The organism is Paludibacillus litoralis (genome assembly GCF_037646705.1).
In the GTDB taxonomy this organism is placed as follows: domain Bacteria; phylum Pseudomonadota; class Alphaproteobacteria; order Rhodobacterales; family Rhodobacteraceae; genus Pikeienuella; species Pikeienuella litoralis.
Genome location: NZ_JBBHER010000013.1, coordinates 21,242 through 41,968, shown reverse-complemented (window position 1 = coordinate 41,968; position 20,727 = coordinate 21,242). Strand labels below are relative to the sequence as shown.

Here is a 20,727-nt window from a genome sequence, read left to right as displayed (position 1 = left end):
TCAAGCCTCCGGCGCCAGGACGGCGACAATTCCGCGACTTGCCCGGCCCATTCCGTCATGCGATGGCGTATCCGGAAACCACGCCCCAGGATCATAACCCAGGAAACAGACATGACCGAGAGCATCCTCGCCCCCTTCCCGCTCTCCCGTCCGCGCCGGACGCGGCAAGCGCCCTGGATCCGCGATCTGGCGCGGGAGACGACGCTGACCGTGGGCGATCTGATCTGGCCGATCTTCGTGCGCGACGGCGTGGATGTGGAGGAGCCGATCGCCTCGATGCCGGGCGTGAACCGGCTCTCGGTCGATCGGGCGGTGGCGGCGGCGGAGCGCGCCGCCGATCTCGGGATTCCCTGCATCGCGCTCTTCCCCAACACCCCGGCGGAGAAGAGGACCGAGACCTGCGAAGAGGCGTGGAACCCCGAAAATCAGGTCATGACGGCGACACGGGCGATCAAGCAGGCGGCGCCGGAGATCGGAATCATGCTCGATGTGGCGCTCGATCCCTACTCCAGCCACGGCCATGACGGCATCCTGCGCGGCGAGGAGATCGTGAACGACGAGACGCTGATCGCGCTTGAAAAACAGGCGCTGGCGCAAGCGGAGGCCGGGGCGGACATTCTCGGCCCCTCGGACATGATGGACGGGCGCATCGGCGTGATCCGCCGGGCGCTCGAGGCGCATGATTTTCCGAACACGATCATCATGTCCTACGCGGCGAAATACGCCTCGGCCTTCTACGGCCCGTTCCGCGACGCGGTCGGCGCGGCCGGGCAACTGAACGGCGACAAGAAAACCTATCAGATGGACCCGGCCAATTCCGACGAGGCGCTGCGCGAGGTCGCGGCCGACCTCTCCGAAGGCGCCGACATGGTGATGGTGAAGCCCGGCATGCCGTATCTCGATATCTGCCGGCGGGTGAAGGACCGCTTCGGCGCGCCGACCTACGCCTACCAGGTCTCGGGCGAATACGCGATGCTGGCCGGGGCCTGCGAGCAGGGCTGGCTCGACCGCAAGCGCGTCGTCCGGGAGAGCCTGATGGCGTTCAAGCGCGCGGGCTGCGACGGAGTGCTCACCTATTTCGCGGTTGAGATGGCGGAGATGCTGGCGGCGGAAGCGCGCGGCTAACCCCCCGCCCCGCCCCTCGGGCGCGCCCTGTCGGACCGGCGGTTTCGCGCACTCTCCGGCCGCGCGGCGCGCCCCGGCTTCCCCCTCCCGCCGCGACGTGTTATCGGCGAACATTCCGAGGGAAACAGGGGAGCTGCGACATGGCTTCGATCGCTGAACTGATCGCCACCGACATAATCGAGGGCCGACCGTTTCGCCCGCTCGACGATCCCGATGCGCGGCCCGAAATCGGCTACGCCGCGCAATTCGACGTCGCGGCGATTCTCGCAACGGCCAAGGGCGGCGTCGCCGGTCGGAAGATCGCCTGGAACACCGCGGAGGCGATGGAGAAATTCGGCGTCAAGACGCCCGCCGCCGGCCATGTCTTCAGCGACGATCTCTGCCGCGGCGACGCCAATCTCAGGCTGGACGATTACAGCGATTTCATGATGGAGCCGGAACTGGCCGCGGTGCTCGCGGTCGATCTGGCGCCGCGGGCCGGCGGCTGGGACCGGGAAAGCGCGGCCGACGCGGTCTCCCACATCACCGTCGCCTTCGAGCTGCTGGACCGGCGCGAGGCCAGCAGCAATCACGCCGCCTCGCTCATCGCGAACAACATCTTCAACGCCGGGCTCTGCTACGACACCGAGAACGGCGTGAAGCCGCGCGACCTCGACCCGTCGAGCCTCGTCACCGTCGTCGAGCATGACGAGCAGGAGATCCTGCGCAAGACCGGGGCCGCGCCGCAGCACCCGCTGGACGCGGTCGCCTTCCTCGCCAATCACTTCAACGCGCACGGCGTCACGCCCAAGGCCGGCGAGGTTCTGCTCTGCGGCGCGCATATGCCGCTTTATCCGGTGGAGCATCCGGGGCGGTTCCGGATGCGCGTCGACGGCGTCGGCGAGGTCTCCTTCCGGCTCAGCTGAGGCACCGCGGCGTCAGAGCACGCCGATCTCCGCCAGCGCGCGGCGGAGCTCCTCCGGCAGATCTTCCGCGTCGGCCCCGAGCGGACCTTCATCGGCCGGCGCGTCCGCCGGCTCCAGATACCGCCAGCCCTGGAATGGGCGGCGGGGCGACGGGCGGGTGCGGATGATCTCCCGGTTCATGACGATCGCGCAGCGGCGGATTCCGTCGTCGCCGATCACCTCCTGCAATGAAATGAGCTTCTGCCGGCAGACGATCGCTCCCTTCATCACCCAGTAGAGCGATCCGCCCGCCAGAAGCTCCGCCTCCCGCCTCGGGCGCATCCGCGTGACATGGATGACGCCGCCCCACCGGTCCGGCCGCCCCGCCTGCCAGCCGGCGAGATCCTCCGGCCCTTCGGCGCCGACGCAGAGTTTCAGAAGATGCAATGTCATGCCCGCGCTTGTCCGCCTCCGCTCGTGTTCATATAATGTTCAATCCGAGTCCAGCCGACCCCGCGACAGGAGATACCACGGATGAGCGCCTTCGCCGCCCCCATCGCCGAACAAATCTGGGATATGAAATACCGCCTCAAATCCCCCGATGGAACGCCAGTGGACGGGACCATCGAGGAAACCTGGCGCCGGGTCGCGCGGGCGCTCGCCGCGGCGGAGGCCGACCCGGCCGCATGGGAGCAGCCGTTTTACGAGGCGCTGGAGGGGTTCCGGTTTCTGCCCGCCGGCCGGATCCTCGCCGGGGCGGGCGCGGCGCGGGAGGTCACGCTCTTCAACTGCTTCGTGATGGGCGCCATCCCCGACACCATGGAGGGCATCTTCGAGGCGCTGAAGGAAGCGGCGCTGACGATGCAGCAGGGCGGCGGCATCGGCTATGATTTCTCCACCATCCGGCCGAAGGGCGCGCCGGTGAAAGGCGTGGGCGCGGACGCGTCCGGCCCGCTCTCCTTCATGGATGTGTGGGATTCGATGTGCCGGACGATCATGTCCGCCGGCTCGCGGCGCGGGGCGATGATGGCGGTGATGCGCTGCGATCATCCGGATATCGAAGCCTTCGTCGACGCCAAGCGCGACGCCGCCCGGCTTCGAATGTTCAATCTTTCGGTGCTGGCGACAGACCCGTTCATGGAGGCGGTGAAGGCGGACGCCGGGTGGGATCTCGTTTTCGACGGCGAGATCAGCAAGACGATCTCCGCCCGCGCGCTCTGGGACCGGATCATGCGCGCCACCTATGACGTGGCCGAGCCGGGGGTGATCTTCATCGACCGCATCAACCGCCTGAACCCACTGAATTACGTCGAGACCATCGCCGCCACCAATCCTTGCGGAGAGCAACCGCTGCCGCCCTACGGCGCCTGTCTTCTCGGCTCGATCAATCTCGCGTCGCTGGTCGCGCGCCCGTTCGAAGGCGGCGCCGCGCTCGACGAGGCGGCGCTGGCCCGGCTGGTCGAGACCGCGGTGCGGATGATGGACAATGTCGTCGACGTCTCCCGCTTTCCGCTCGCCGCGCAGGCGCGCGAGGCGCAGGCGAAACGGCGCATCGGGCTCGGCGTCACCGGGCTCGCCGACGCGCTGGCGATGACCGGCCTGCGCTATGGCTCGACGGAGGCGGCGGAGACGACCGGGCGCTGGCTGAAGCTGGTGCAACGCGAAGCCTATCTCGCCTCGACCCGGCTGGCGGCGGAGAAAGCTCCATTCCCGCTTTTCGACCGCGACGCCTATCTCGCCACCGAAACCGTCGCCGCGCTGGACGAGGACGTGCGCGCCGAGATCGCCGCGCATGGCGTCAGGAACGCGCTTCTCACCTCGATCGCCCCGACCGGCACCATCTCGCTTCTCGCCGGCAATGTCTCGTCCGGCATAGAGCCGGTTTTCGCGCATTCCTACACCCGCAAGGTCCTTCAGCGCGACGGCGGCCACACCGAGGAGGAGGTGGAGGATTACGCCGTCCGCCTCTGGCGCGAAAAACGGGGCGGCGCCCCCCTCCCCGACTGGTTCGTCACCGCGCAGGACCTCGCGCCTGAGGACCATGTGCGGATGCAGGCGGCGGCGCAGGCCCATGTCGAAAGCTCGATCTCGAAAACCATCAACTGCCCGGCCGACATCTCGTTCGAGCGGTTCAAGCAGGTCTACGAGCTGGCCTACGAGACCGGCTGCAAGGGCTGCACGACCTATCGGCCGAACGAGGTGACCGGGTCGGTGCTGAGCGTGGAGACGCCGACCGCCGCGCGGGTGGAGACCGCGCCGGAGGACGAGGCGCGCGGCGCCGTCGCCGGCGGCGAGGTCGTCTACATGTCGAAGCCGCTCGACCGTCCGGAGAGTCTCGACGGGGAGACCTACAAGCTGAAATGGCCGGAGAGCGAGCACGCCATCTACATCACCATCAACGACGTGGTGATCGGCGGGCGCCGCCGACCCTTCGAAGTCTTCATCAACTCGAAGAACATGGAGCATTTCGCCTGGACCGTGGCGCTGACGCGGATGATTTCCGCCGTCTTCCGGCGCGGCGGCGACGTCAGTTTCGTCGTCGAGGAGCTGAAGGCGGTGTTCGACCCGCGCGGCGGGGCATGGATGCAAGGCCGCTACGTCCCGTCGATCCTCGCCGCCATCGGCGAGGTGATCGAGCGGCACCTGATCGAGACCGACTTCATCGCCGGCGAGGGACTGGGCCTGAAATCCGACCCGAAGGCGGAGCGCCTCGCGGTCGGCGAGCCGCCCACCGGCCCGGCCTGCCCAGCTTGCGGGCAACGGGGGATGCGGATGATCGAGGGCTGCATGACCTGCCCCGCCTGCGGCCATTCGAAATGCCAGTAGCCATGGAGATCGGCCAGTTGTTGAACCCGCAAGCATAACTCACCCATTGGCCGTTCATTTCGCCCATTTTTGCAAGGATAAGGCACCCATTGGTCAGAATTACGCCAATCTATACGGATCCAGGTGCTCAGCGAGACCGACAGCCTCGCTGACGCCATTAGACGCCGCCGGGATAGCCCCGATCCGCTATGTCTACGACTTAGGAGATGAAAGCAGGCATCAGATCAGCGTTGAAGCCATTGGCGATCGGGTGCCTGGAGACCTCTCTCCTTCCCTCCAGGATCAACGCGCAATCCATCACGCAACCCGCATCGAACGGTCCCTCGCCAGTATGGCAGTATCGCGACTGGCCGGACCAACCATTTCTCTCCGTAATCTTTCTCGACGATAGGGTGCCGAGCCAACGTCGTTCGGCGTAGGCAGCCTCGTGAAGATCCCGAGATCGGCAACCTCCGCCGCGCAGGCGGTCTGCACCGTAGTGAGCTTCTCCGGACTGCTCCCACCGCCCTGCGTCGCGCGGATGATCCGCCTATCGGGACGCTCGTTTTCCGCACGCACAGTGTTCTCCAAATTTTAGAGCTGAGGTCAGCGGTCGTCCTTTCGTGCGCGCCTCTCCGTGTGGAGGCGCGCTCGAAAGGACGAGCCGCTCTTTGAAGAGAAGAAAGGAGGAGAAGAAGAGAAGGCGCCGCGGGATGACCGGACATCGCCGCCGACAGCACTCCAGCATCGCCCCGAGATCAAAGGAAGGAGGGGGCTCTTGACCGCCGTCAATTCCGTCGTCGGCAAAATATGAAGGATTTTCCCTCATGACCAATCTGCAGACCACACCCGTCGCCGCGATGCGAGCGTCCGACGCGGATCTGCGCACTGTGCGCGTCTATCTCGCCGAGCGGGGCTCCGCCCTGACCGAGGCCGCGCGCAGACTTGGAGGCCAAGCAGCGAGTAGCCGCGTGCTTTCGCTGATCGAGGCGCTGCGCGACGCGCGTCGCCTCACTCGCCCGCATCGTCGTCAGCTTGTCGATCTGCACAAGCTGCTGACGCTCGAGCATGTCGGAGATCCGGATCGGATCGAGACCGCGTTGTTCATGGACCTCGATCCCTACTCGCCGGAGGTCCATCACCTTTGCCTACTCGCAGAGAGCCTGGAGGAGCTCTTGAAGCGGAGCTCTCTGGATGGGCGCTCGGACGGGCGCCGGCCCGGGGCCGACACTCCCTTCATGGAGGTCGCACGCGGACGAGGCGCGAAAGAAGTTCGCGCCTGTCGGGCGCGGCTTGCAGGTCACCCGGCCGCTGGAGCGCGTCGAGATGGACGAATGGACCATCGATCTGCAGGCCCTCATGGCCCAGACCGGCATTCTCGATCATCTCACCGAGGAGGAGAAGGACAAGCTCGGTCTCAACAGAAAGAAGATCCGCTGGTCGGTGACGGTCGCGATCTGCGCCGCCACGAGATGCATCGTCGCCATGCGCCTCTCGCACGCCCCCTCCGCCAACAGCGCGATGCAGGCGATCGAGATGATCACCCAGGACAAGGGCGTCTGGGGAGACCTCTTCGGCGCGATCTCCCCGTGGAACATGTGTGGCGTGCCGGAGCTGATCGTGACCGATTGCGGCAGCGCCTTCGTCTCCTTCGAGACGCGGGCGGCGATGCAGGATCTCGGCATTCGCGCCGAGCGCGCTCCGGCCGGTCTTCCCGAGATGCGGGCGCGGATCGAGCGGCTGTTCCGCACGATTTCGGTGGGCCTGCTGCCCTTGCTCACGGGGCGCACCTTTTCCGACGTCGTCTCCAAGGGCGATAGCGATCCCGAGGCGCGCGCCGCCCTGACGCCCGAGGATCTCTCCGAGGCTTTGGTGCGCTGGATCGTGGACGTCTACCACAACCGCCCGCATGAGGGGCTGAACGGCGAGACCCCGGCGAACTGCTGGAGCCGCCTTGTCGACATCTACGGCGTCCAGCCCGCCCCGGACATGCGGCGGCGCCGGCTCGTGTTCGGGATCCGCACCATCCGCACGCTCGGCAAGAAGGGGCTCCGCGTCTTCGGCGTCTACTATCACAGCGACGCGCTCGCGGGCTGGATGCTCCGCAACACCGAGCGCGACCTCGCGCTCCGGTGGCACCGCGAGGATATCGGCGCGATCGAGGTCTTTCTGGATGGTGAATGGGTCGAAGTTCCGGCGGTGGTCGGTGAATTGAAGGAGGTCCGGGCGGAGGTGTGGTATGGCGCGGTCAAGCTGCTGCGGGCGTCTTTCCGCCGCGAGGCCGAGTTCTCGCGGCCGATCGTCCTCCAGGCGATCCGCGACATCGAGGCGAGAAATGGCGAGGCCATGCGGCGCCAGGGCCTGGTGGTCCAGGATTGGTCGGAGGCGAACCTCCAGAGAATGGAGGAACGGCTGATGATCGGCTTTGACATGTCCGCCGCCGATTCCATCGACGAGATCGGTCCGAGAGCTGGCTGGGGGACCGAGTACGCCACCGGCGGTCAGGCCGCCTGCCCGGCCTCGGAATCCGCGGCGGCCGATGGCGAAATCGATATCACCGCCCGCGGCCGGGAGGCCGCACGCACCGGTTGGGCGTCGATCAGTGGCCCCCATGAGCCGGACGATGACGAAGACGATGCGTGGACGAACGAGACCAAGTGAATGGCGCGGCGGATAAAAACCGAATTCGAAACTGAGGCGATCCGGGGCGACCCCCGGGGCGCCCAAGTGAAACCTTGAGGGACTGGGTGTTTCGGGGGCGCCTTCATCGTCTGATCGAGTACGTCGACCATGACGTTTCCCTGCTTTGCCCGGTGCTTGCGCTGCTGCTTCACCGTCAGCGTCTCGTAACTCGTGGCCATCGTCCCGGCATGAGCGGCGCGTGTATTGCGGTTGCGGGTCGCGACGGCGAAGAATTTCAAGAATCGGCGCGTGGGCGCGTCGCCAACGACATGCTCGAGACGCCGCCATCCATCCTCAATTCGGCGGTCGGTTTTCCGGCGCCCTCCTCCCGGACGTCAGCCTGGGAGCTCTGGAGACTGGTCCGGGTTCGGCTCCAATACTGAGGAGCGGTGGTGTTCTGGATCGGCCTTCCTCGAGGAGGCATAGCTGATACAGAATCATTGCCGTGCTGGGGCGATCCCACGAATGCATTCTGTGGCAGGACGGAATACGAACAGCTTTTCACCTACCGGCGGCTCACAGGGAAACCCCTCACTTATTCATCGGACAAAGCGGCCAAAACCGGCCAACTTGGCTGTCGCAAGCGGACATCATGGTTGACGCGCTACATCGTGGCCTCGTTCGCACAAGGCCGGCGACAACACATGCCGTTTTACGCCATGGGGGCGTTCTACGCCTTCGTCGGCGGCATCCTCGCGGTTCGAGCCCGGCGCGCTCCCGCACGCCGGGCCGCATTCTCAGAACAGAACTTTCGCGCCCGCGACGAGGAACAGCTCGTCGCGCTTGCCGCCGCCAGCCTGGATCAGATCGGCGGTCTCGCCGAAGGCCGCTTCGTAATGCACGCCGACATAGGGCGAGAAGAGCCGGTCGATCACGTCATAGCTGAGCCTTGCGCCAATCTCGACCGTGGGCGCGAACGCGCCGAAATCGTGCCGGGCGTCGTCGGTCAGCGGCAGGTTGACCGTGATGCTCGGAGTCAGGATCAGCCGGTTGGTGATCAGTCCTTCGTAGTCGACTTCGAGGCGGACCACGGGATCGTCGGAGACGAAGAGATCAAGATCGACCTCGAACCATTGCGGCGCGAGGCCATGAAGCCCGATCACGCCGTCGATGCGGTTCGGGCCTTTCGGCGCGTCGATCCGCACGCCGGCCGCCAAGTCGAAGAACGGGGTGATCGGCGTCTGGAGTCTCAGCTGGTTTTCGAAGGTTTCGAACGCGTTTTCGTCGAGATCGTATTCCGACTCGTTGCGCAGGAAGAGCTTCAATTCGTCCGTGCCGACATAGGCGTCCGCGTCCAGGGCCAGCAGCTTCACGCCATCGTCGAGCCGGACCTCCGCGCGTTCCGCCCGGAACCCCCAGTAGACCGCCGAGACCGGCTCCACCGCTTCGGCGGCTGAGCCGATGAACGCCGGAGCCAAGGCCCCGGCGAAGAGAAGGATTGCGTTTCTCATCGGATCATCCTCGCAGAGCGGCGGGCGCGGGCGCCGGTTTCGCTTCGGGCCCGCCCTCGACGATCACCTTGCGGAACATGCCGCCGGCCATGTGATAGGAGAGGTGGCAATGGAAGGCCCACTGGCCCGGCGCGTCCACCTCCGTTTCGGTATAGACGATGGTCCCCGGGGCGACGCTGATCGTGTGCTTGATCGGGTCGCGGACGCCGGAGCCGGTGTCGACGATCGACCACATGCCGTGAAGGTGCATCGGGTGCGCCATCATCGTCTCGTTGACGAACTTGAACCGGACCCGCTCGCCGTACTGGAGCACGATCGGGTCCGCGTCCTCGTATTTCACGCCGTTGATCGACCAGATATAGCGCTCCATGTTTCCGGTGAGCCGAATTTCGATCTCGCGCGTCGCCTCCCGGTCCGGAAAGAGCGGAGACTGCGCCTTGAGGTCCATGTAGGAGAGGAATTTCCCGCCCTCCGCCGCCGTCGGCGTGAGACCGCTTCCATTGGCGTAGAACGGGTCGTCGCTCGGCCCGCCCATGATCGAGCCGTCCGGCATCCGGTGGGCGCCGGGCGGCAATTCATCGTCCTTCATCGCGCCCATGGCGGAATGGTCCATTCCGGCCATTCCTCCGTCGGACATTTCGGCGGGCGTCTCGCCGGGCATCTCCATGCCGTCATGCATCCCGGCCATCATCGGATCCAACGCCATGTCGGCCATCGTCAGCAACGGGTCCGCGCGGAGCGGAGGCGGAGCGGGCGGGGTCAATCCGGCGGCGGAGGCGAGAACGCCCCGCGCCATCGTCGTCCTCCCCATGCTTTCGGCGATGATGTTGAACGCGCCTTCCTCGCGCGGGCGAACGATGACGTCATAAGTCTCCGCCACCGCGATGCGGAACTCCTCCACCTTCACCGGAGCCACGTCGTTGCCGTCGGCCTGAACCACGGTCATGTCCATTCCCGGAATCCGGATGTCGAAATAGGTCATCGCGGAGGAGTTGATGAAACGCAGCCGGATGCGCTCGCCGGGATCGAACCGGCCGGTCCAGGGGGTCGACGCGCCCCGCCCGTTGATCAGCGGAGAGACGCCCTGCACATCCTCGATATCGGTCGGCATCATCCGCATCTCGCCCCATTGCGCGCGATCCGCCAGCGTTTCCGCGACGCCGTTCTCCCCAGCGTCGGCGAAGAAGTCGATCAGGGTGCGCTGCTTGCGATTGTAGTAATCGGGCATCTGCTTCAGGTTGCGCATAACCCGCTCGCCCGAATGCGGGTGGGTATCGGTCAACTGCACCACGTATTCTCGATCGTAGCGGTACGGCTCGCGGGCGCTCGGCTCCAGGATGAGGGCGCCGTAGGCGCCGTCCGGCTCCTGAAGCCCGGTGTGGCTGTGGAACCAGTAGGTGCCGCTCTGCCTGATCGGAATGCGATAGGTGAAGGTCTCGCCCGGCGCGATTCCGTTGAAGGAAATGCCCGGCACGCCATCCTGCTCGAACGGCAGGATGATCCCGTGCCAGTGGATCGATGTCGATTCCGAGAGGTTGTTGGTGACGTTGATCACCACGTCCTCACCCTCCTTGAAGCGGAGGACTTTCGGCTCGGCCGAGCCGTTGTAGCCGATGCCGGTTTTGGTGAAGTCGCCGGTGTCGATCGTCACGCGGTCGACGGTGATGTCGTAGGTTCCGGCCGAGGCTGCGCCCGTGAAAGCGAGGCCTGTGGCGATGCCAAAAGCAACCGCTCGACGCATGGGTCCAGACGTCATGTCCAGTCTCCTGTCATTTGAGGATGGACGCGCGCACTCTGGCGCGCGCCGCGCCGCGCCGCTCAGCGGTTGAGGTTGAATTCGCCGACCATGCCGCTCTCGTAGTGGCCGGGCACCGTGCAGGCGAATTCGATCTCGCCCTGCTCGGGAAAGGTCCAAACAACCTCCCCACTCTTCCCCGGCTCCAGCAGGACCGAATTTGGCTCGTCATGCGTGCCGTGGCCCATCGATTCCTGCATGGATTTCCCGACATCGTAGTTGATCCGGTCCGCCTCCAGGACACCGTGTTCGACCATCATCAGCATCATCGACGCATGTTCCTCGATGGAGTCGGGCGTGCCGATCTGGAACTCATGCACGAGCCCGCCTTCGTTCTTCACCACGAAGCGGACGGTCTCGCCCGCCTTCACGGAAATCGTTTCCGGCTCGTAGCGATTGTCGCGCATCACGACTTCGACGGTGCGCGTCACTTTTGCTTTCGAGCCGGGCTCGCCATAGGCGGCTGCGCCATGCCCTCCGGGATGACCACCGGCGGCGAACGCCGCGCCGGTGAGTGCGAACGGGGAGAGGGTCACGGCGATCGCCGCGAGAATCTTGAACGTATTCATGTTGGTTCGATGTCCTGAATCCGAGAATCAATCGCATTGCGTCAGGCGCAATTCGCCCGACGAAAGGTCAGTCCTGCGTGATTTTCAGAGTCGGGGCGGGGGCGGGTCCGCCGCGAAGTCGCGGCCGCCGGCGGTCACATCCGGCGCGCCGAGTTGGCGCACCGTCGTGTAATCCAGTTCGGTGAACCCGGGCGCGCAATCCGCCGGAGCGATCGCCGGCGCGCAAATCGCCGTCGCGCAATGGCAAGGTTGAGCGGATTCCCCCGGCGCGCCGGTATCGGGCGCCATCGCCATATCGGCGCCAACGTGCGTGTGCGCGTGAATGGCGTGGCTCGCGTTCGAAGCGATCAATCGCTCCTGATCCATCCCCGCGCCGACGCCGTGCGCCGCGACGGGAGACCCCATCGTTGCAATGCAGAGCGCGAGGGCGAGGACCAGCCTGAGCATGTCGAGGGTATGTGAGCATCCTCGGCGCGGAGTCAAATCAATGAGTGCTTTCGCCGGCGATCTGCACGAAAAATGTTGGCGCCGGGCGGCCGCCTTGCGCGGCGCGAGGCAGTTTGAAGCGCGCAGTCAGGAACGATTGGTCATCCCTCGCGTTTCAGCCGCCCACAGGCGCGACGGGTGACCAGACCGATGGCGACCGGATACATTGGGTTCTTGGCATGTCCGTCGTCATATGAAATGGGACACCAGAGCGGCTTGATTTCCGGATGCCCCGTCACCGCCGCAGCTTGCTGCTCATTCGCCGATCCTGGCGCGGTTGCTGCAATACCACCAACAACCAGGCCGCCAAGCGCCAGAACAACGGCAAACAGTAAGGCGCCCCGTAGCGCCGCCGCCAAGAGGCGGCGCCATGGCTTCTGTCCGCGAATATTCGACGCCAATGCCATGTCATAAGGCTGCTCTGAGAGACCCAATTGGCTGTCCAAGTTTTTGCAAATATGCAGCGAGCCGATCTAAATCAAGCTCGATGTTTCCGAGGCACCGAAATAGAATTTTGAACTGGCCCCCCTTTCGACCGGAAACTCATGCATAGTGATCTGCTCCCCGGTCGTCCCTCGTCGAGCGAAACAACGACCATCTGGAATCCGATTCTCGTGGTTGAACAGATGCGGGGTTTGTTACGCAGCGCGATCAGCCGCGAGATGCGCCGAACGCCGGAAGGGGTCAGCGCTGGCCGCAAGAGATAGCAAGGTGCTGAGTCTGCTCGGACTCCTTCGCGGTTGCTCGTTTCGAACCCAAATGGAATTCGCATGGCGCCGCAACGAATAGCTCCCTTCTTCAATCAATAACTATGATTCCGACCTGTTTGGATTCGTGCTCAGGTTCGACATGGATTGTAATCCGAGCATCCTCCAATGCGGCCTTCAAGGCGCTCTCGATCCGATCGCAGATTTCATGCGCTTCGAAAACCGTCGTCTCTCCGAGCATGACGAGATGAAAATCTATAAAGATCGCCGATCCTGCATGGCGAGTCCGAAGATCGTGAGCCTCGACCGCGCCATCCGCCTTCGACGCGATGATTTCACGGATGCTGATAAGCATTTCTTCTGACACAGCCTCATCCATGAGGCCGCTCAGAGATTCTTTGACAATCTTCGAGCCCGACCAGAGGATGTGGACAGCCACGAGGGCGGCCAGAGCCGGGTCAAGGATCCACCACCCGGTTGCAATTGCGAGAAGAATGCCAGCGGCCACGCCGACGGAGGTCAGAACATCCGTAAACAGATGTTTTCCGTCAGCCACCAAGGCCGGAGACCTTCGTTTTCTTCCATGAGTGACCAGAATCCAAGCCCAAAACCCGTTGATTGCTGTGGCGCCGAGATTCACGGCGAGCCCTTCGAACGGCGCGTCGAGCGCGACAGGCAGCATGAACCCGAAATAGGCCTCCCGAAGGATCAGAAGCGCGGCCATGATGATCATCACGCCTTCAAGGACCGCACTGAAAAATTCAGCCTTATGGTGGCCGTAAGGATGGCCGGCGTCGGCGGGCTTGGCCGCGATGTGAATGGCGATGAGAGCGGCGAACGCAGTCGCTACATTGACCGTGCTTTCGAGCGCGTCCGATAAAAGTGCGACCGAGCCCGTCATCCAATAGGCGAGAGCTTTCAAGCCCATGACAACGAAGCCGACGAAAATGCTGCCGATCGCAAGCTTGATGGTGGTCGTCATGGCGGTCCTTCTTGTCGCCTACCACATCAGAAAAGCGACTCGGGAGATAGCTGTAAATAATTGGTTCCGCGAATGAAAATCAAACTCAACATCAGCCGGATCAGCCATGAACGCTGATCGCCGCCCGATGGCGGGTCGGCTACGCGCCGCAGCTATACGTAGCGTTCGGCCTAAGCTTCGTTTGGTGGATAACAGGGAGAGCTTTTCAGTCCCTTGACCTTCCCGCGGGGGAACGTCCCACCTGTCAGCAGATCAAAGGAGAAACCCATGATCAGATTCTGTGTTCCCGAGATGGTTTGCGGACATTGCACCGCCGCAATCGAGAAAGCGATCAAGTCGATCGACCCGACCGCGAAGGTGGCTTGCGACCTGGCGTCAAGCAGTGTGCAGGTTGAGAGCTTCCTGAGTGAGCGGGCGCTTGCGGAGGCGATCCGCAGCGCGGGCTATGACGTCAAGACAGCCGCAACGATCTGACAGGAAGACGGGCGCCGGCGCATTGCGGCGCCCGTCGCGGATCTGACGCGCTGGATCCGTTCAGTCGCTCCGCCGAGCTTCATCCATGATGCCCTTCCAGCTGTTTCTGTTCGACGCAACCGGGAACAAGGTTGTCCCCGATCACGAATGACGGTGTGCCATTGAACCCGAGCGCCTGCGTCAGCCTCATCGATTGATCAATATGTCGCTGCACTTCCGGCGCATCCATGTCGGCGCGAAGCTTGTCGAGGTCGAGCCCGATCTCCATGGCCACCCGCAGAACGGACGCCTCGATGGCGGGCTCCTCCAACCTCATCAGGGCCCAATGGAAGTCTTCGTACTTACCCTGTTCGCGCCCGGCCAGCGCCGCCTTGGCGACGAAGACCGACCCTTCGTTGAGAATTGGCCATTCCCGATAAACGAGCCGGACATCCGGATCCGCTTTGAGCAGTCCCTGCACCTCCGACATCGCGCGTCGACAATAGGGGCAGTTGTAGTCGAAGACTTCCACCACGGTGACATCGCCATCGGGGTTGCCCAGCACCGGCGCATTCGGGTTTTGCTCCAGCAACTGACGCTGGTTCTCGAGCACATCTGCTTGCGCCTCGGCCTGCATGGCCGCCTGCTCTTGCTCGAGGAGCTGCACCGCCTCCATGACGATACGCGGGTTCTCCCGGATAGCCTCGAGCGCCAGTTCCTTGATACGCTTTTATCCCAGTTCCTGAGCGATTGCGGGCGGAGGGGCGAGAAGAATGCCGAGCATGAGCACGGTCGGACGAAACTATCGCATGGTCAGTTTCCCTGGTGTTGGCGCGCGGCGTCGCTGCGGGCGGCCTGACCTTCACGCTGCCGGTCGGGCCATGTGGATTTGATGTAGGCGAGGATGTCCCAGATCTGCGCGTCGGTCAGCTGATCGCCGAAGCCGGGCATGCCGCTTTGGAACTCTACACCAAGCTGAGTGAGGGCGGCCTCGCCGCCCAGTTTGGTGTAGTCGAACAGCGTGCCATCCGGATGATGCCAGGTATGCCCGGTCTCGTCGTGTGGCGGCGCCGGCAAGACGCCATCCGGGCCAGGCGAGCGCCAATCAGGCTGACCTTCGAGGTTCGCCCCATGACAGGACGCGCAATACTCTCCATACAGTCGTTCACCTCCGGCGAGATCGACAGCTTGCGGCGCCGCGGTGGTCCGGGCCGGATCTTGCGCCACCACCCAGACGCCGATGCCGGCCGCCGCGAACAGCGCCGCGGGGAGGATCACGGACTTTCGCGTCATGTCGTCATCAACCAGGTCGCCATCCCGGGAGCCGCGCCACAGAGACTCTGCGCCACCCTTCCGGCGGACCGATCATGCGCCTGAGACCAGCAGGTCTCGGCGTTCGACAAGACGAAATCGTCGTCGAAGCTACGGTCCGACTCCACGGCCGGTTGCGCCAGTCCGGCCACGCCGCCCGTCACATTGTCTGTCCGAACTTCGCGCCAGTGGATGAAGCTTGCCAGCGACAATCCGGTCAGGGACGCGCGCCGCATCCGGGCGCCTTGGCGGAGTCGCAGTTCGGGGTCGGGCGTCGTTCCACCGTCGCCCCAGATCTCAGTTTCGGGGTAAGGGGTCGGCGCCAACCGAACATTCGCCTCATTCACTCTCGGCCAGGGCGAATGCGGTGTTGCGGCCATGGGCATTCAGGGCGATCCGAGAACTGTGGCCGCGCCCTGCGTCAGGATTGTTCCGCGTGTCGTCATTGTTGTTGGCTCCTGTAGGAAGCAGGGCGGCAAATCACCGTCCGGTCAGTCACTTTCTGGTCCAGCTCATTGGCGGCGACGGCTGGCGCATCGTCCGCCGGTCAAAAGATGCCGTTCTCTCGCTGAAGTTCGCGGACGTAGCGCGCGATCGATTTCATGTTGGCGTTGGTCAGTCCTTTGACGGGCGGCATGTCGCCGAAATTCCAGTGATGCGCTCTGACGCCGTTCCTGGCGGCCGCTATAAAGGCCATGTCGGAGTGATGGTTCGGCTCGTAGATCTTATGGACAAGCGGCGGCGCGACACCGTTCTGGCCAGCCGCGTCGGTCCCGTGACATACAGCGCATTTCGCGTCGAACACCCGCTTGCCGGTCTGCGCGTCAGGCGACAGGTCCGCAGGCAACGAAACCGCCACAATGGGCGCGCGCTCGGCAAGATCGCCGTTGCCCGGCGGCGTCATGGAATGGTTTGTGCGTTGCGGGGCCTGTTTCGCCATGATCCAATAGACGCCAATTCCGCCCAGAATGAGGAAGGCGATGATCGCCAGAACAACTTTGTTCATATACTCTCTGTATCAGATCGTTTTTACTTGCGTTCCGACAGGCGTTCGCCTGACTTATCTTCAGGATCTGTTTCTTTGCGAATGCTTACGCAGCCGTTCGAGAGCCTGCGGTCGGTCCTGTTGAGAATTTGTTCCCCCATAGGCCGCCTCCTGCATTCGCCTCGTCTGTCGGCAGGACGTAAACAACCTTCCCGCGCTGGAGGGTCAAGCGTGAGGGGCTGACAATATAGTGAACTCTGTATCAGTTTGTAACGTTGACCTTCCTGCGCAGGAAGCCTCTATCCTCAGGTCAACGTGACAAAGACTTGAAAAGATGGATGAAGTCGAGAGTTCGAAGAACGCTCGAATATCTGAAGAGGTGATGAGATACGGCATGTGGGCCTGGTGCGGTGCGATGCTGAGTTCAGTCGCCGCCTGTTTCGCGATGGGTGGTGATTCCGGTGACGTGGTCGACAGCGCCATCCTGTCCGCGCCATTGCTTGTCTCCGCCGGTGTTCATCTGGTGATTTCGACCACTGGATCGCCAACTCTTGCGTTGCCGCGCGAGGGGCGCAAGGGAGAGAGCCGCCTGATCTTCCTTTAACGCCAAATCGGACGCGAGGGTCTCATGATCAGTACGGCGCCGGGCGCACGAGGCGCCGTTGAAGGGGGTCATCAGACATGAATCCACGGCGAAGAACATTGCTGGCCCTGTCCGGTCTGGCGGTGGCCTACTCAGGATGGAGCTATCTTCCTGACTGGGGCTGGGGCGACGGGGATCTGTCATTCGAGCCCATGGACGACCCGCCGGGCTTTCGCAGGCTTGCAGCGGGCGAAAGCACCGCCGGGTTTGACCTGTTCGTCGGCCTGGAGAAACGCGACGTCGCCCATCTCGCGGATGCGGAAGCTGAGGTCCGCGCAGATTTCCGCCACGCGCTTTACGGCGACCCGGCCACTTCGAGCGACATTGTCCCCATCGCATTCTTTTCAGACTATTATTGCGCGCCCTGTCGCATTCAGACCAGAACCTTGACCGCTCTCGAAGCGCGGCATCCAGACAATCTGAAGATCGTTTGGCGCGAGTTGCCGGAACTGGGCGAGCCGTCCATCCTGGCGGCCAAGGCGGCCCTGGCGGCGAAACGTCAGGGCGCCTACGCCGCCTTTCACGAGCGCCTCATGAAGTCGTCTTTTCAGGTGACGCCGGGATATATCGAGATGTTGGCCGAGAGCATCGGGGTGGATCACGCCCGACTGGTTTCGGACATGCAAAGCACAGAAATCGCCAGGGAACTGGAAAGCAGCGCGGCCATCGCACGCATTCTCGCGTTCATCGGAACGCCGGCGATCGTGATCGGCCATACCGTTATTCAGGGCCTGGTCGACGACAAAACGCTGATGAAGATCGTTGCTTTGGAGAAGGAGCGAGGGTGAAACATCGGATGCGCCAGGGTTTGATCGCCAGGATCCTGAAAACGGCGGGCGCCTGTATCGCTCCGCTCATCATGATCGCCGCCGCCGTGGTCGGCACGGCGGAAGCGGTGAGCGCCGCCTCATCGAAGAGTTTTGCAAACCCCGCGATCGAGGCCCGGCTGATTTCCGTCGAAAACGGCGTTGAGCCGGATGCGGCGACCTTGTCGGCCGGGTTGCACCTCCGGTTGGGCGAGGATTGGAAGACCTACTGGCGCTCGCCAGGCGAGGTCGGCTTTCCGCCGTCGATCGACTGGGCCGGATCGGAAAACGTGGCCGAGGTTGATTTTCTCTGGCCCGCGCCGGAGCGTTTCACCGCATTCGGGATCGAGAACTTCGGCTATCATGACCAGGTCGTGTTTCCACTCCGCGTCTCGCTTTCGGAGTGGGGAGAGCCGGTGCGGCTCATGGCGCGCGTCAAACTGCTCGTCTGCTCCACCATCTGCGTTCCGCAAGATTTCGAACTGACGCTCGATCTGCCGCGGGCCAGTGGGATCGACGCGGACGCCGCGGCGCTGATCTCCGCCTATGCCGCCAGGGCGCCCGACGAGGGGAGCGCGAGCGACATCTCGATCGAAACAGCCCACATGGACAGCGCCGGAACCGCGCTGACAATGACCGCCCGCAGCGAACGCCCCTTCACCGATCCGGATGTTTTTGTCGAACTCGGGGACGGCGCAGCCTTTGGACGGCCCGATATCCGGCTGGGAGAGGGCGGGCGCCTGCTCTGGGCGCGTCTGCCGATGCTTGCCGCGCCCGAGGATCCGCCAGCGGTGCGGATCACCGTGACCGATGGCGCCCGCGCGGCGACGCTGACGCCGGAATGGACCGCCGCCGCCGCGCCGCCCTATGCGTTGGACCGGGTGCTGACGGGATTGAGCGATCTGGCCTGGATCGCCGTCATCGCGTTCTTTGGCGGCGTCATCCTGAACGCCATGCCGTGCGTCCTGCCGGTGCTGTCGATCAAGCTTTCGTCGGCGGTGGCGGCGCGCGATTACTCGCCCGGCCGGATCCGCGCCGGCTTTGCGGTCTCGGCGCTTGGCGTGCTGGCTTTCATGTGGGTGCTCGCGGCCGGAACGCTCACTGCGCGCGGGTTGGGCATGACGGTTGGCTGGGGCCTCCAATTCCAGAACCCCGTCTTTCTCGCGCTGATGCTGATCATCCTCATTGTGTTTGCGGCGAACCTCTTCGGCGCATTCGGGATTGCGCTGCCGTCATCGATGCAGACCCGCCTCGCCCGGGCGAGCGGGAGCCGCAGCTACGGCGGAGACCTGGCCACGGGGGCTTTCGCCGCTGTTCTCGCCACGCCCTGTTCTGCACCGTTTCTCGGCACGGCGGTGGCCTTTGCGCTCGCCGGGCGGCCTGTCGATATCGCGGTGATCTTCACAGCGCTCGGACTTGGGCTGGCCCTGCCGTATCTTGTTGTGGCGGCGTTCCCCGGCGTGATCCGGCGGCTGCCGAAGCCGGGGCGATGGATGCTTTGGCTGAAGGCCGGCCTCGGGCTCGCCCTCGCCGCGACCGCGGCGTGGCTTTTTTGGGTCCTGATCGGCGTCGGCGGCGCATGGGCGGCCCTGTCGGTCGCGGTGGCGAGCGCGCTGCTTGTCGCAGTCCTGTTGTCGCGTCGCGGGCCCGCGGTTTGGCGCGGCGTCGCGGCGGTCGTCATCGCCGGAACCGCTCTGGCGCTTTCCGGCTGGCTTTCTGAAGGCGATATTCCAGCGAACCGCGTCGCCGCCGACTGGACTTCCTTCGACCGGTCTCTCATCGCCGGGCGCGTCTCGCGCGGCGAGGTCGTGTTCGTCGACATAACCGCCGACTGGTGTCTCACCTGCAAGGCCAACAAGGCGCTGGTGCTGGACCGCGAACCTGTCGCCTCGGCGCTGCGCGCTCCCGGTGTGGTTGCGATGCAGGCGGACTGGACGCGGCCGGACGAGTCCGTATCGCGCTACCTGGAGAGCTTCGGTCGTTACGGGATACCATTCAACGTCGTCTATGGCCCGGGCGCGCCCGAAGGCGTCGTCCTGCCCGAGCTGCTGACGACAGAGGGGGTGATGGACACCCTGCGGAACGCAGCGAAAACGCGGATGGTGGCGAAACGATGACCCGTTGACCGCTCCAAAAGCGGCCTGGCGTCCGGGCGGGCGGGGCGATGTCCGGGAGCGTCTCGCCACATTTCTCGTTGAGGATAATTCCCAACCTGTCTTGCTGTGCGGTTGAAATGAGATTCCCGCTGCGACGATCGCTCGCTGGATCGGAGATTCGACTGCGGCGCCTGGAATGGGCGCGACCGGCCCGATCCGCTCCCGCGCGCCGCCCGGGCCTTCCAGCCGGGCGCGGGCATTTTCAGGCTTGTTCTTACAGTTGATGCTTATCAGGCGCATGCGGCCGCGTTGGACCATTCCTGTCAGGACGGCATCCGATGTCAGCGTTCCAGTTTCGCCTTGCGCCGCTCATATTCGTCGTCGTCGATCTCGCCCCGGGCGTAACGCTCCCGCAGAATATCGAGCGGGTTGGGCGGGCCCGCGCTGTCGGACCGACTCGAAAATCTCCGGACGGCCAATACGATCAGGCCGATGATCAGCCCCCAGAACACCACCATCATCAGGCCGCCAAATATCCAGTGACCACCTCCCCACATGTGACCGAAGCCGTCCGGCCAACTATCTGCGGGAGCGGCCAATGCAGGACTGGCGAGGGAAATCACGGAGAAGGCGCCGGCGATAACCATGCGTTTCATCATGATCATCTCCTTTCTTTTGGCGATTATATACTTGACAAAGCAGTCCTTGATTCGCATACAGATATCAGGGAGATACGATATGAAACTATTGAAAACCACGATCACGGACGTTCCTACGGGATATCGCGTGGAGATGTCCTTTGCGCATCCAGACGACGCGACGGAAGATAGTCCGGAACGCTATTTTCAGTTCCGTCTTGATGTTGACTCTGGACGAGTTGGATCCCCGCCGCTTGCAGAATTGCAGCTAGTCGCCCTTCGGACTCTGCGACGCGCAATAGACGAACA

The 20,727-nt window shown here is 64.1% G+C and carries 21 protein-coding genes; 8 read left to right on the top strand and 13 right to left on the bottom strand.

The genetic code is table 11. From position 1 onward, the window contains the following. The first annotated feature begins 111 nt into the window (after positions 1–111). A complete protein-coding gene (hemB, locus tag WG921_RS17630) occupies positions 112–1,125 on the top strand; it encodes a porphobilinogen synthase (RefSeq protein ID WP_340110576.1) in 1,014 nt (337 codons plus the stop codon). 140 nt (positions 1,126–1,265) lie between these two features. Then, positions 1,266–2,030 (top strand): 2-keto-4-pentenoate hydratase, encoded by a 765-nt coding sequence (locus tag WG921_RS17625; protein WP_340110575.1) that lies wholly within the window; start codon positions 1,266–1,268, stop codon positions 2,028–2,030. A 12-nt stretch (positions 2,031–2,042) separates the two neighbouring features. Here WG921_RS17625 and WG921_RS17620 read toward each other — a convergent pair whose 3' ends face one another. Further along, entirely contained in the window at positions 2,043–2,462 is a 420-nt protein-coding gene (locus WG921_RS17620) for a DUF1489 family protein (RefSeq protein WP_340110574.1), read from the bottom strand. 81 nt (positions 2,463–2,543) lie between these two features. Here WG921_RS17620 and WG921_RS17615 point away from each other — a divergent pair, with 81 nt between their 5' ends. Next, entirely contained in the window at positions 2,544–4,835 is a 2,292-nt protein-coding gene (locus tag WG921_RS17615; RefSeq protein WP_340110573.1) for an adenosylcobalamin-dependent ribonucleoside-diphosphate reductase, read from the top strand. 767 nt (positions 4,836–5,602) lie between these two features. On the opposite strand, the gene WG921_RS17610 is transcribed toward WG921_RS17615, so the two are convergent. After that, complete coding sequence (locus tag WG921_RS17610; RefSeq protein WP_340110572.1) at positions 5,603–5,953, bottom strand: hypothetical protein; 351 nt, start codon at positions 5,951–5,953, stop codon at positions 5,603–5,605. 55 nt (positions 5,954–6,008) lie between these two features. Between WG921_RS17610 and WG921_RS17605 the strand changes: the two genes are divergently transcribed. Beyond that, the gene (locus tag WG921_RS17605) at positions 6,009–7,475 is read left to right on the top strand and encodes a Mu transposase C-terminal domain-containing protein (RefSeq protein WP_340110571.1); all 1,467 of its coding nucleotides are present in this window, start codon (positions 6,009–6,011) and stop codon (positions 7,473–7,475) included. A 758-nt stretch (positions 7,476–8,233) separates the two neighbouring features. Here the strand turns inward: WG921_RS17605 and WG921_RS17600 are convergent. From WG921_RS17600 to WG921_RS17575, 6 genes are all read right to left on the bottom strand, one after another. Further along, on the bottom strand, positions 8,234–8,947 hold the full coding sequence (locus tag WG921_RS17600) for a copper resistance protein B (protein WP_340110570.1): 714 nt from the start codon (positions 8,945–8,947) through the stop codon (positions 8,234–8,236). Between the two features lie 4 nt (positions 8,948–8,951). Continuing rightward, positions 8,952–10,703 (bottom strand): copper resistance system multicopper oxidase, encoded by a 1,752-nt coding sequence (locus WG921_RS17595; protein WP_340110569.1) that lies wholly within the window; start codon positions 10,701–10,703, stop codon positions 8,952–8,954. A gap of 62 nt (positions 10,704–10,765) precedes the next feature. Beyond that, positions 10,766–11,311 carry a cupredoxin domain-containing protein gene (locus WG921_RS17590; protein ID WP_340110568.1) on the bottom strand — a complete coding sequence of 182 codons (546 nt, stop codon included), beginning with the start codon at positions 11,309–11,311 and terminating at the stop codon, positions 10,766–10,768. Positions 11,312–11,395: 84 nt separating this feature from the next. Continuing rightward, entirely contained in the window at positions 11,396–11,758 is a 363-nt protein-coding gene (locus WG921_RS17585; protein ID WP_340110567.1) for a hypothetical protein, read from the bottom strand. Between the two features lie 140 nt (positions 11,759–11,898). After that, a complete protein-coding gene (locus WG921_RS17580) occupies positions 11,899–12,231 on the bottom strand; it encodes a hypothetical protein (protein ID WP_340110566.1) in 333 nt (110 codons plus the stop codon). Between the two features lie 364 nt (positions 12,232–12,595). Beyond that, the gene (locus WG921_RS17575; RefSeq protein WP_340110565.1) at positions 12,596–13,486 is read right to left on the bottom strand and encodes a cation diffusion facilitator family transporter; all 891 of its coding nucleotides are present in this window, start codon (positions 13,484–13,486) and stop codon (positions 12,596–12,598) included. Between the two features lie 267 nt (positions 13,487–13,753). Between WG921_RS17575 and WG921_RS17570 the strand changes: the two genes are divergently transcribed. Further along, positions 13,754–13,960, top strand: coding sequence for a heavy-metal-associated domain-containing protein (locus WG921_RS17570; RefSeq protein WP_340110564.1), 207 nt, complete (start codon positions 13,754–13,756; stop codon positions 13,958–13,960). A gap of 79 nt (positions 13,961–14,039) precedes the next feature. Here the strand turns inward: WG921_RS17570 and WG921_RS17565 are convergent, their stop codons facing one another. The 4 genes from WG921_RS17565 to WG921_RS17550 all read right to left on the bottom strand — a co-directional run bounded on the left by WG921_RS17565 (position 14,040) and on the right by WG921_RS17550 (position 16,190). Beyond that, complete coding sequence (locus tag WG921_RS17565; protein WP_461786849.1) at positions 14,040–14,615, bottom strand: DsbA family protein; 576 nt, start codon at positions 14,613–14,615, stop codon at positions 14,040–14,042. A gap of 137 nt (positions 14,616–14,752) precedes the next feature. Next, positions 14,753–15,232 carry a c-type cytochrome gene (locus WG921_RS17560; protein ID WP_340110563.1) on the bottom strand — a complete coding sequence of 160 codons (480 nt, stop codon included), beginning with the start codon at positions 15,230–15,232 and terminating at the stop codon, positions 14,753–14,755. Beyond that, a complete protein-coding gene (locus tag WG921_RS17555) occupies positions 15,229–15,630 on the bottom strand; it encodes a multicopper oxidase domain-containing protein (protein WP_340110595.1) in 402 nt (133 codons plus the stop codon). Before WG921_RS17555 ends, WG921_RS17560 begins: the two co-directional genes overlap by 4 nt. A gap of 167 nt (positions 15,631–15,797) precedes the next feature. Next, positions 15,798–16,190 carry a c-type cytochrome gene (locus WG921_RS17550; protein ID WP_461786848.1) on the bottom strand — a complete coding sequence of 131 codons (393 nt, stop codon included), beginning with the start codon at positions 16,188–16,190 and terminating at the stop codon, positions 15,798–15,800. 379 nt (positions 16,191–16,569) lie between these two features. Between WG921_RS17550 and WG921_RS17545 the strand changes: the two genes are divergently transcribed. The 3 genes from WG921_RS17545 (at position 16,570) to WG921_RS17535 (ending at position 19,801) form a co-directional block, all read left to right on the top strand. Continuing rightward, positions 16,570–16,839 (top strand): hypothetical protein, encoded by a 270-nt coding sequence (locus tag WG921_RS17545; RefSeq protein ID WP_340110561.1) that lies wholly within the window; start codon positions 16,570–16,572, stop codon positions 16,837–16,839. Between the two features lie 98 nt (positions 16,840–16,937). Further along, on the top strand, positions 16,938–17,666 hold the full coding sequence (locus WG921_RS17540; RefSeq protein WP_340110560.1) for a DsbA family protein: 729 nt from the start codon (positions 16,938–16,940) through the stop codon (positions 17,664–17,666). Continuing rightward, entirely contained in the window at positions 17,663–19,801 is a 2,139-nt protein-coding gene (locus WG921_RS17535; RefSeq protein WP_340110559.1) for a protein-disulfide reductase DsbD family protein, read from the top strand. The genes WG921_RS17540 and WG921_RS17535 overlap by 4 nt, the downstream gene beginning before the upstream one ends. Positions 19,802–20,121: 320 nt before the next feature. On the opposite strand, the gene WG921_RS17530 is transcribed toward WG921_RS17535, so the two are convergent. Continuing rightward, positions 20,122–20,445 carry an SHOCT domain-containing protein gene (locus tag WG921_RS17530; protein WP_340110558.1) on the bottom strand — a complete coding sequence of 108 codons (324 nt, stop codon included), beginning with the start codon at positions 20,443–20,445 and terminating at the stop codon, positions 20,122–20,124. Positions 20,446–20,727 lie beyond the last annotated feature (282 nt).

Coding starts and splice junctions, on each gene's coding strand:
- WG921_RS17600 (WP_340110570.1), bottom strand. CDS start 8,947: ATGAGAAACGCAATCCTTCTCTTCGCCGGGGCCTTGGCTCCGGCGTTC.
- WG921_RS17595 (WP_340110569.1), bottom strand. CDS start 10,703: ATGACGTCTGGACCCATGCGTCGAGCGGTTGCTTTTGGCATCGCCACA.
- WG921_RS17555 (WP_340110595.1), bottom strand. CDS start 15,630: ATGGCCGCAACACCGCATTCGCCCTGGCCGAGAGTGAATGAGGCGAAT.
- WG921_RS17530 (WP_340110558.1), bottom strand. CDS start 20,445: ATGATCATGATGAAACGCATGGTTATCGCCGGCGCCTTCTCCGTGATT.
- WG921_RS17575 (WP_340110565.1), bottom strand. CDS start 13,486: ATGACGACCACCATCAAGCTTGCGATCGGCAGCATTTTCGTCGGCTTC.
- WG921_RS17545 (WP_340110561.1), top strand. CDS start 16,570: ATGGATGAAGTCGAGAGTTCGAAGAACGCTCGAATATCTGAAGAGGTG.
- WG921_RS17550 (WP_461786848.1), bottom strand. CDS start 16,190: ATGGCGAAACAGGCCCCGCAACGCACAAACCATTCCATGACGCCGCCG.
- WG921_RS17585 (WP_340110567.1), bottom strand. CDS start 11,758: ATGCTCAGGCTGGTCCTCGCCCTCGCGCTCTGCATTGCAACGATGGGG.
- WG921_RS17615 (WP_340110573.1), top strand. CDS start 2,544: ATGAGCGCCTTCGCCGCCCCCATCGCCGAACAAATCTGGGATATGAAA.
- hemB (WP_340110576.1), top strand. CDS start 112: ATGACCGAGAGCATCCTCGCCCCCTTCCCGCTCTCCCGTCCGCGCCGG.
- WG921_RS17610 (WP_340110572.1), bottom strand. CDS start 5,953: ATGGACCTCCGGCGAGTAGGGATCGAGGTCCATGAACAACGCGGTCTC.
- WG921_RS17590 (WP_340110568.1), bottom strand. CDS start 11,311: ATGAATACGTTCAAGATTCTCGCGGCGATCGCCGTGACCCTCTCCCCG.
- WG921_RS17620 (WP_340110574.1), bottom strand. CDS start 2,462: ATGACATTGCATCTTCTGAAACTCTGCGTCGGCGCCGAAGGGCCGGAG.
- WG921_RS17570 (WP_340110564.1), top strand. CDS start 13,754: ATGATCAGATTCTGTGTTCCCGAGATGGTTTGCGGACATTGCACCGCC.
- WG921_RS17560 (WP_340110563.1), bottom strand. CDS start 15,232: ATGACGCGAAAGTCCGTGATCCTCCCCGCGGCGCTGTTCGCGGCGGCC.
- WG921_RS17565 (WP_461786849.1), bottom strand. CDS start 14,615: ATGGAGGCGGTGCAGCTCCTCGAGCAAGAGCAGGCGGCCATGCAGGCC.
- WG921_RS17625 (WP_340110575.1), top strand. CDS start 1,266: ATGGCTTCGATCGCTGAACTGATCGCCACCGACATAATCGAGGGCCGA.
- WG921_RS17605 (WP_340110571.1), top strand. CDS start 6,009: ATGGGCGCTCGGACGGGCGCCGGCCCGGGGCCGACACTCCCTTCATGG.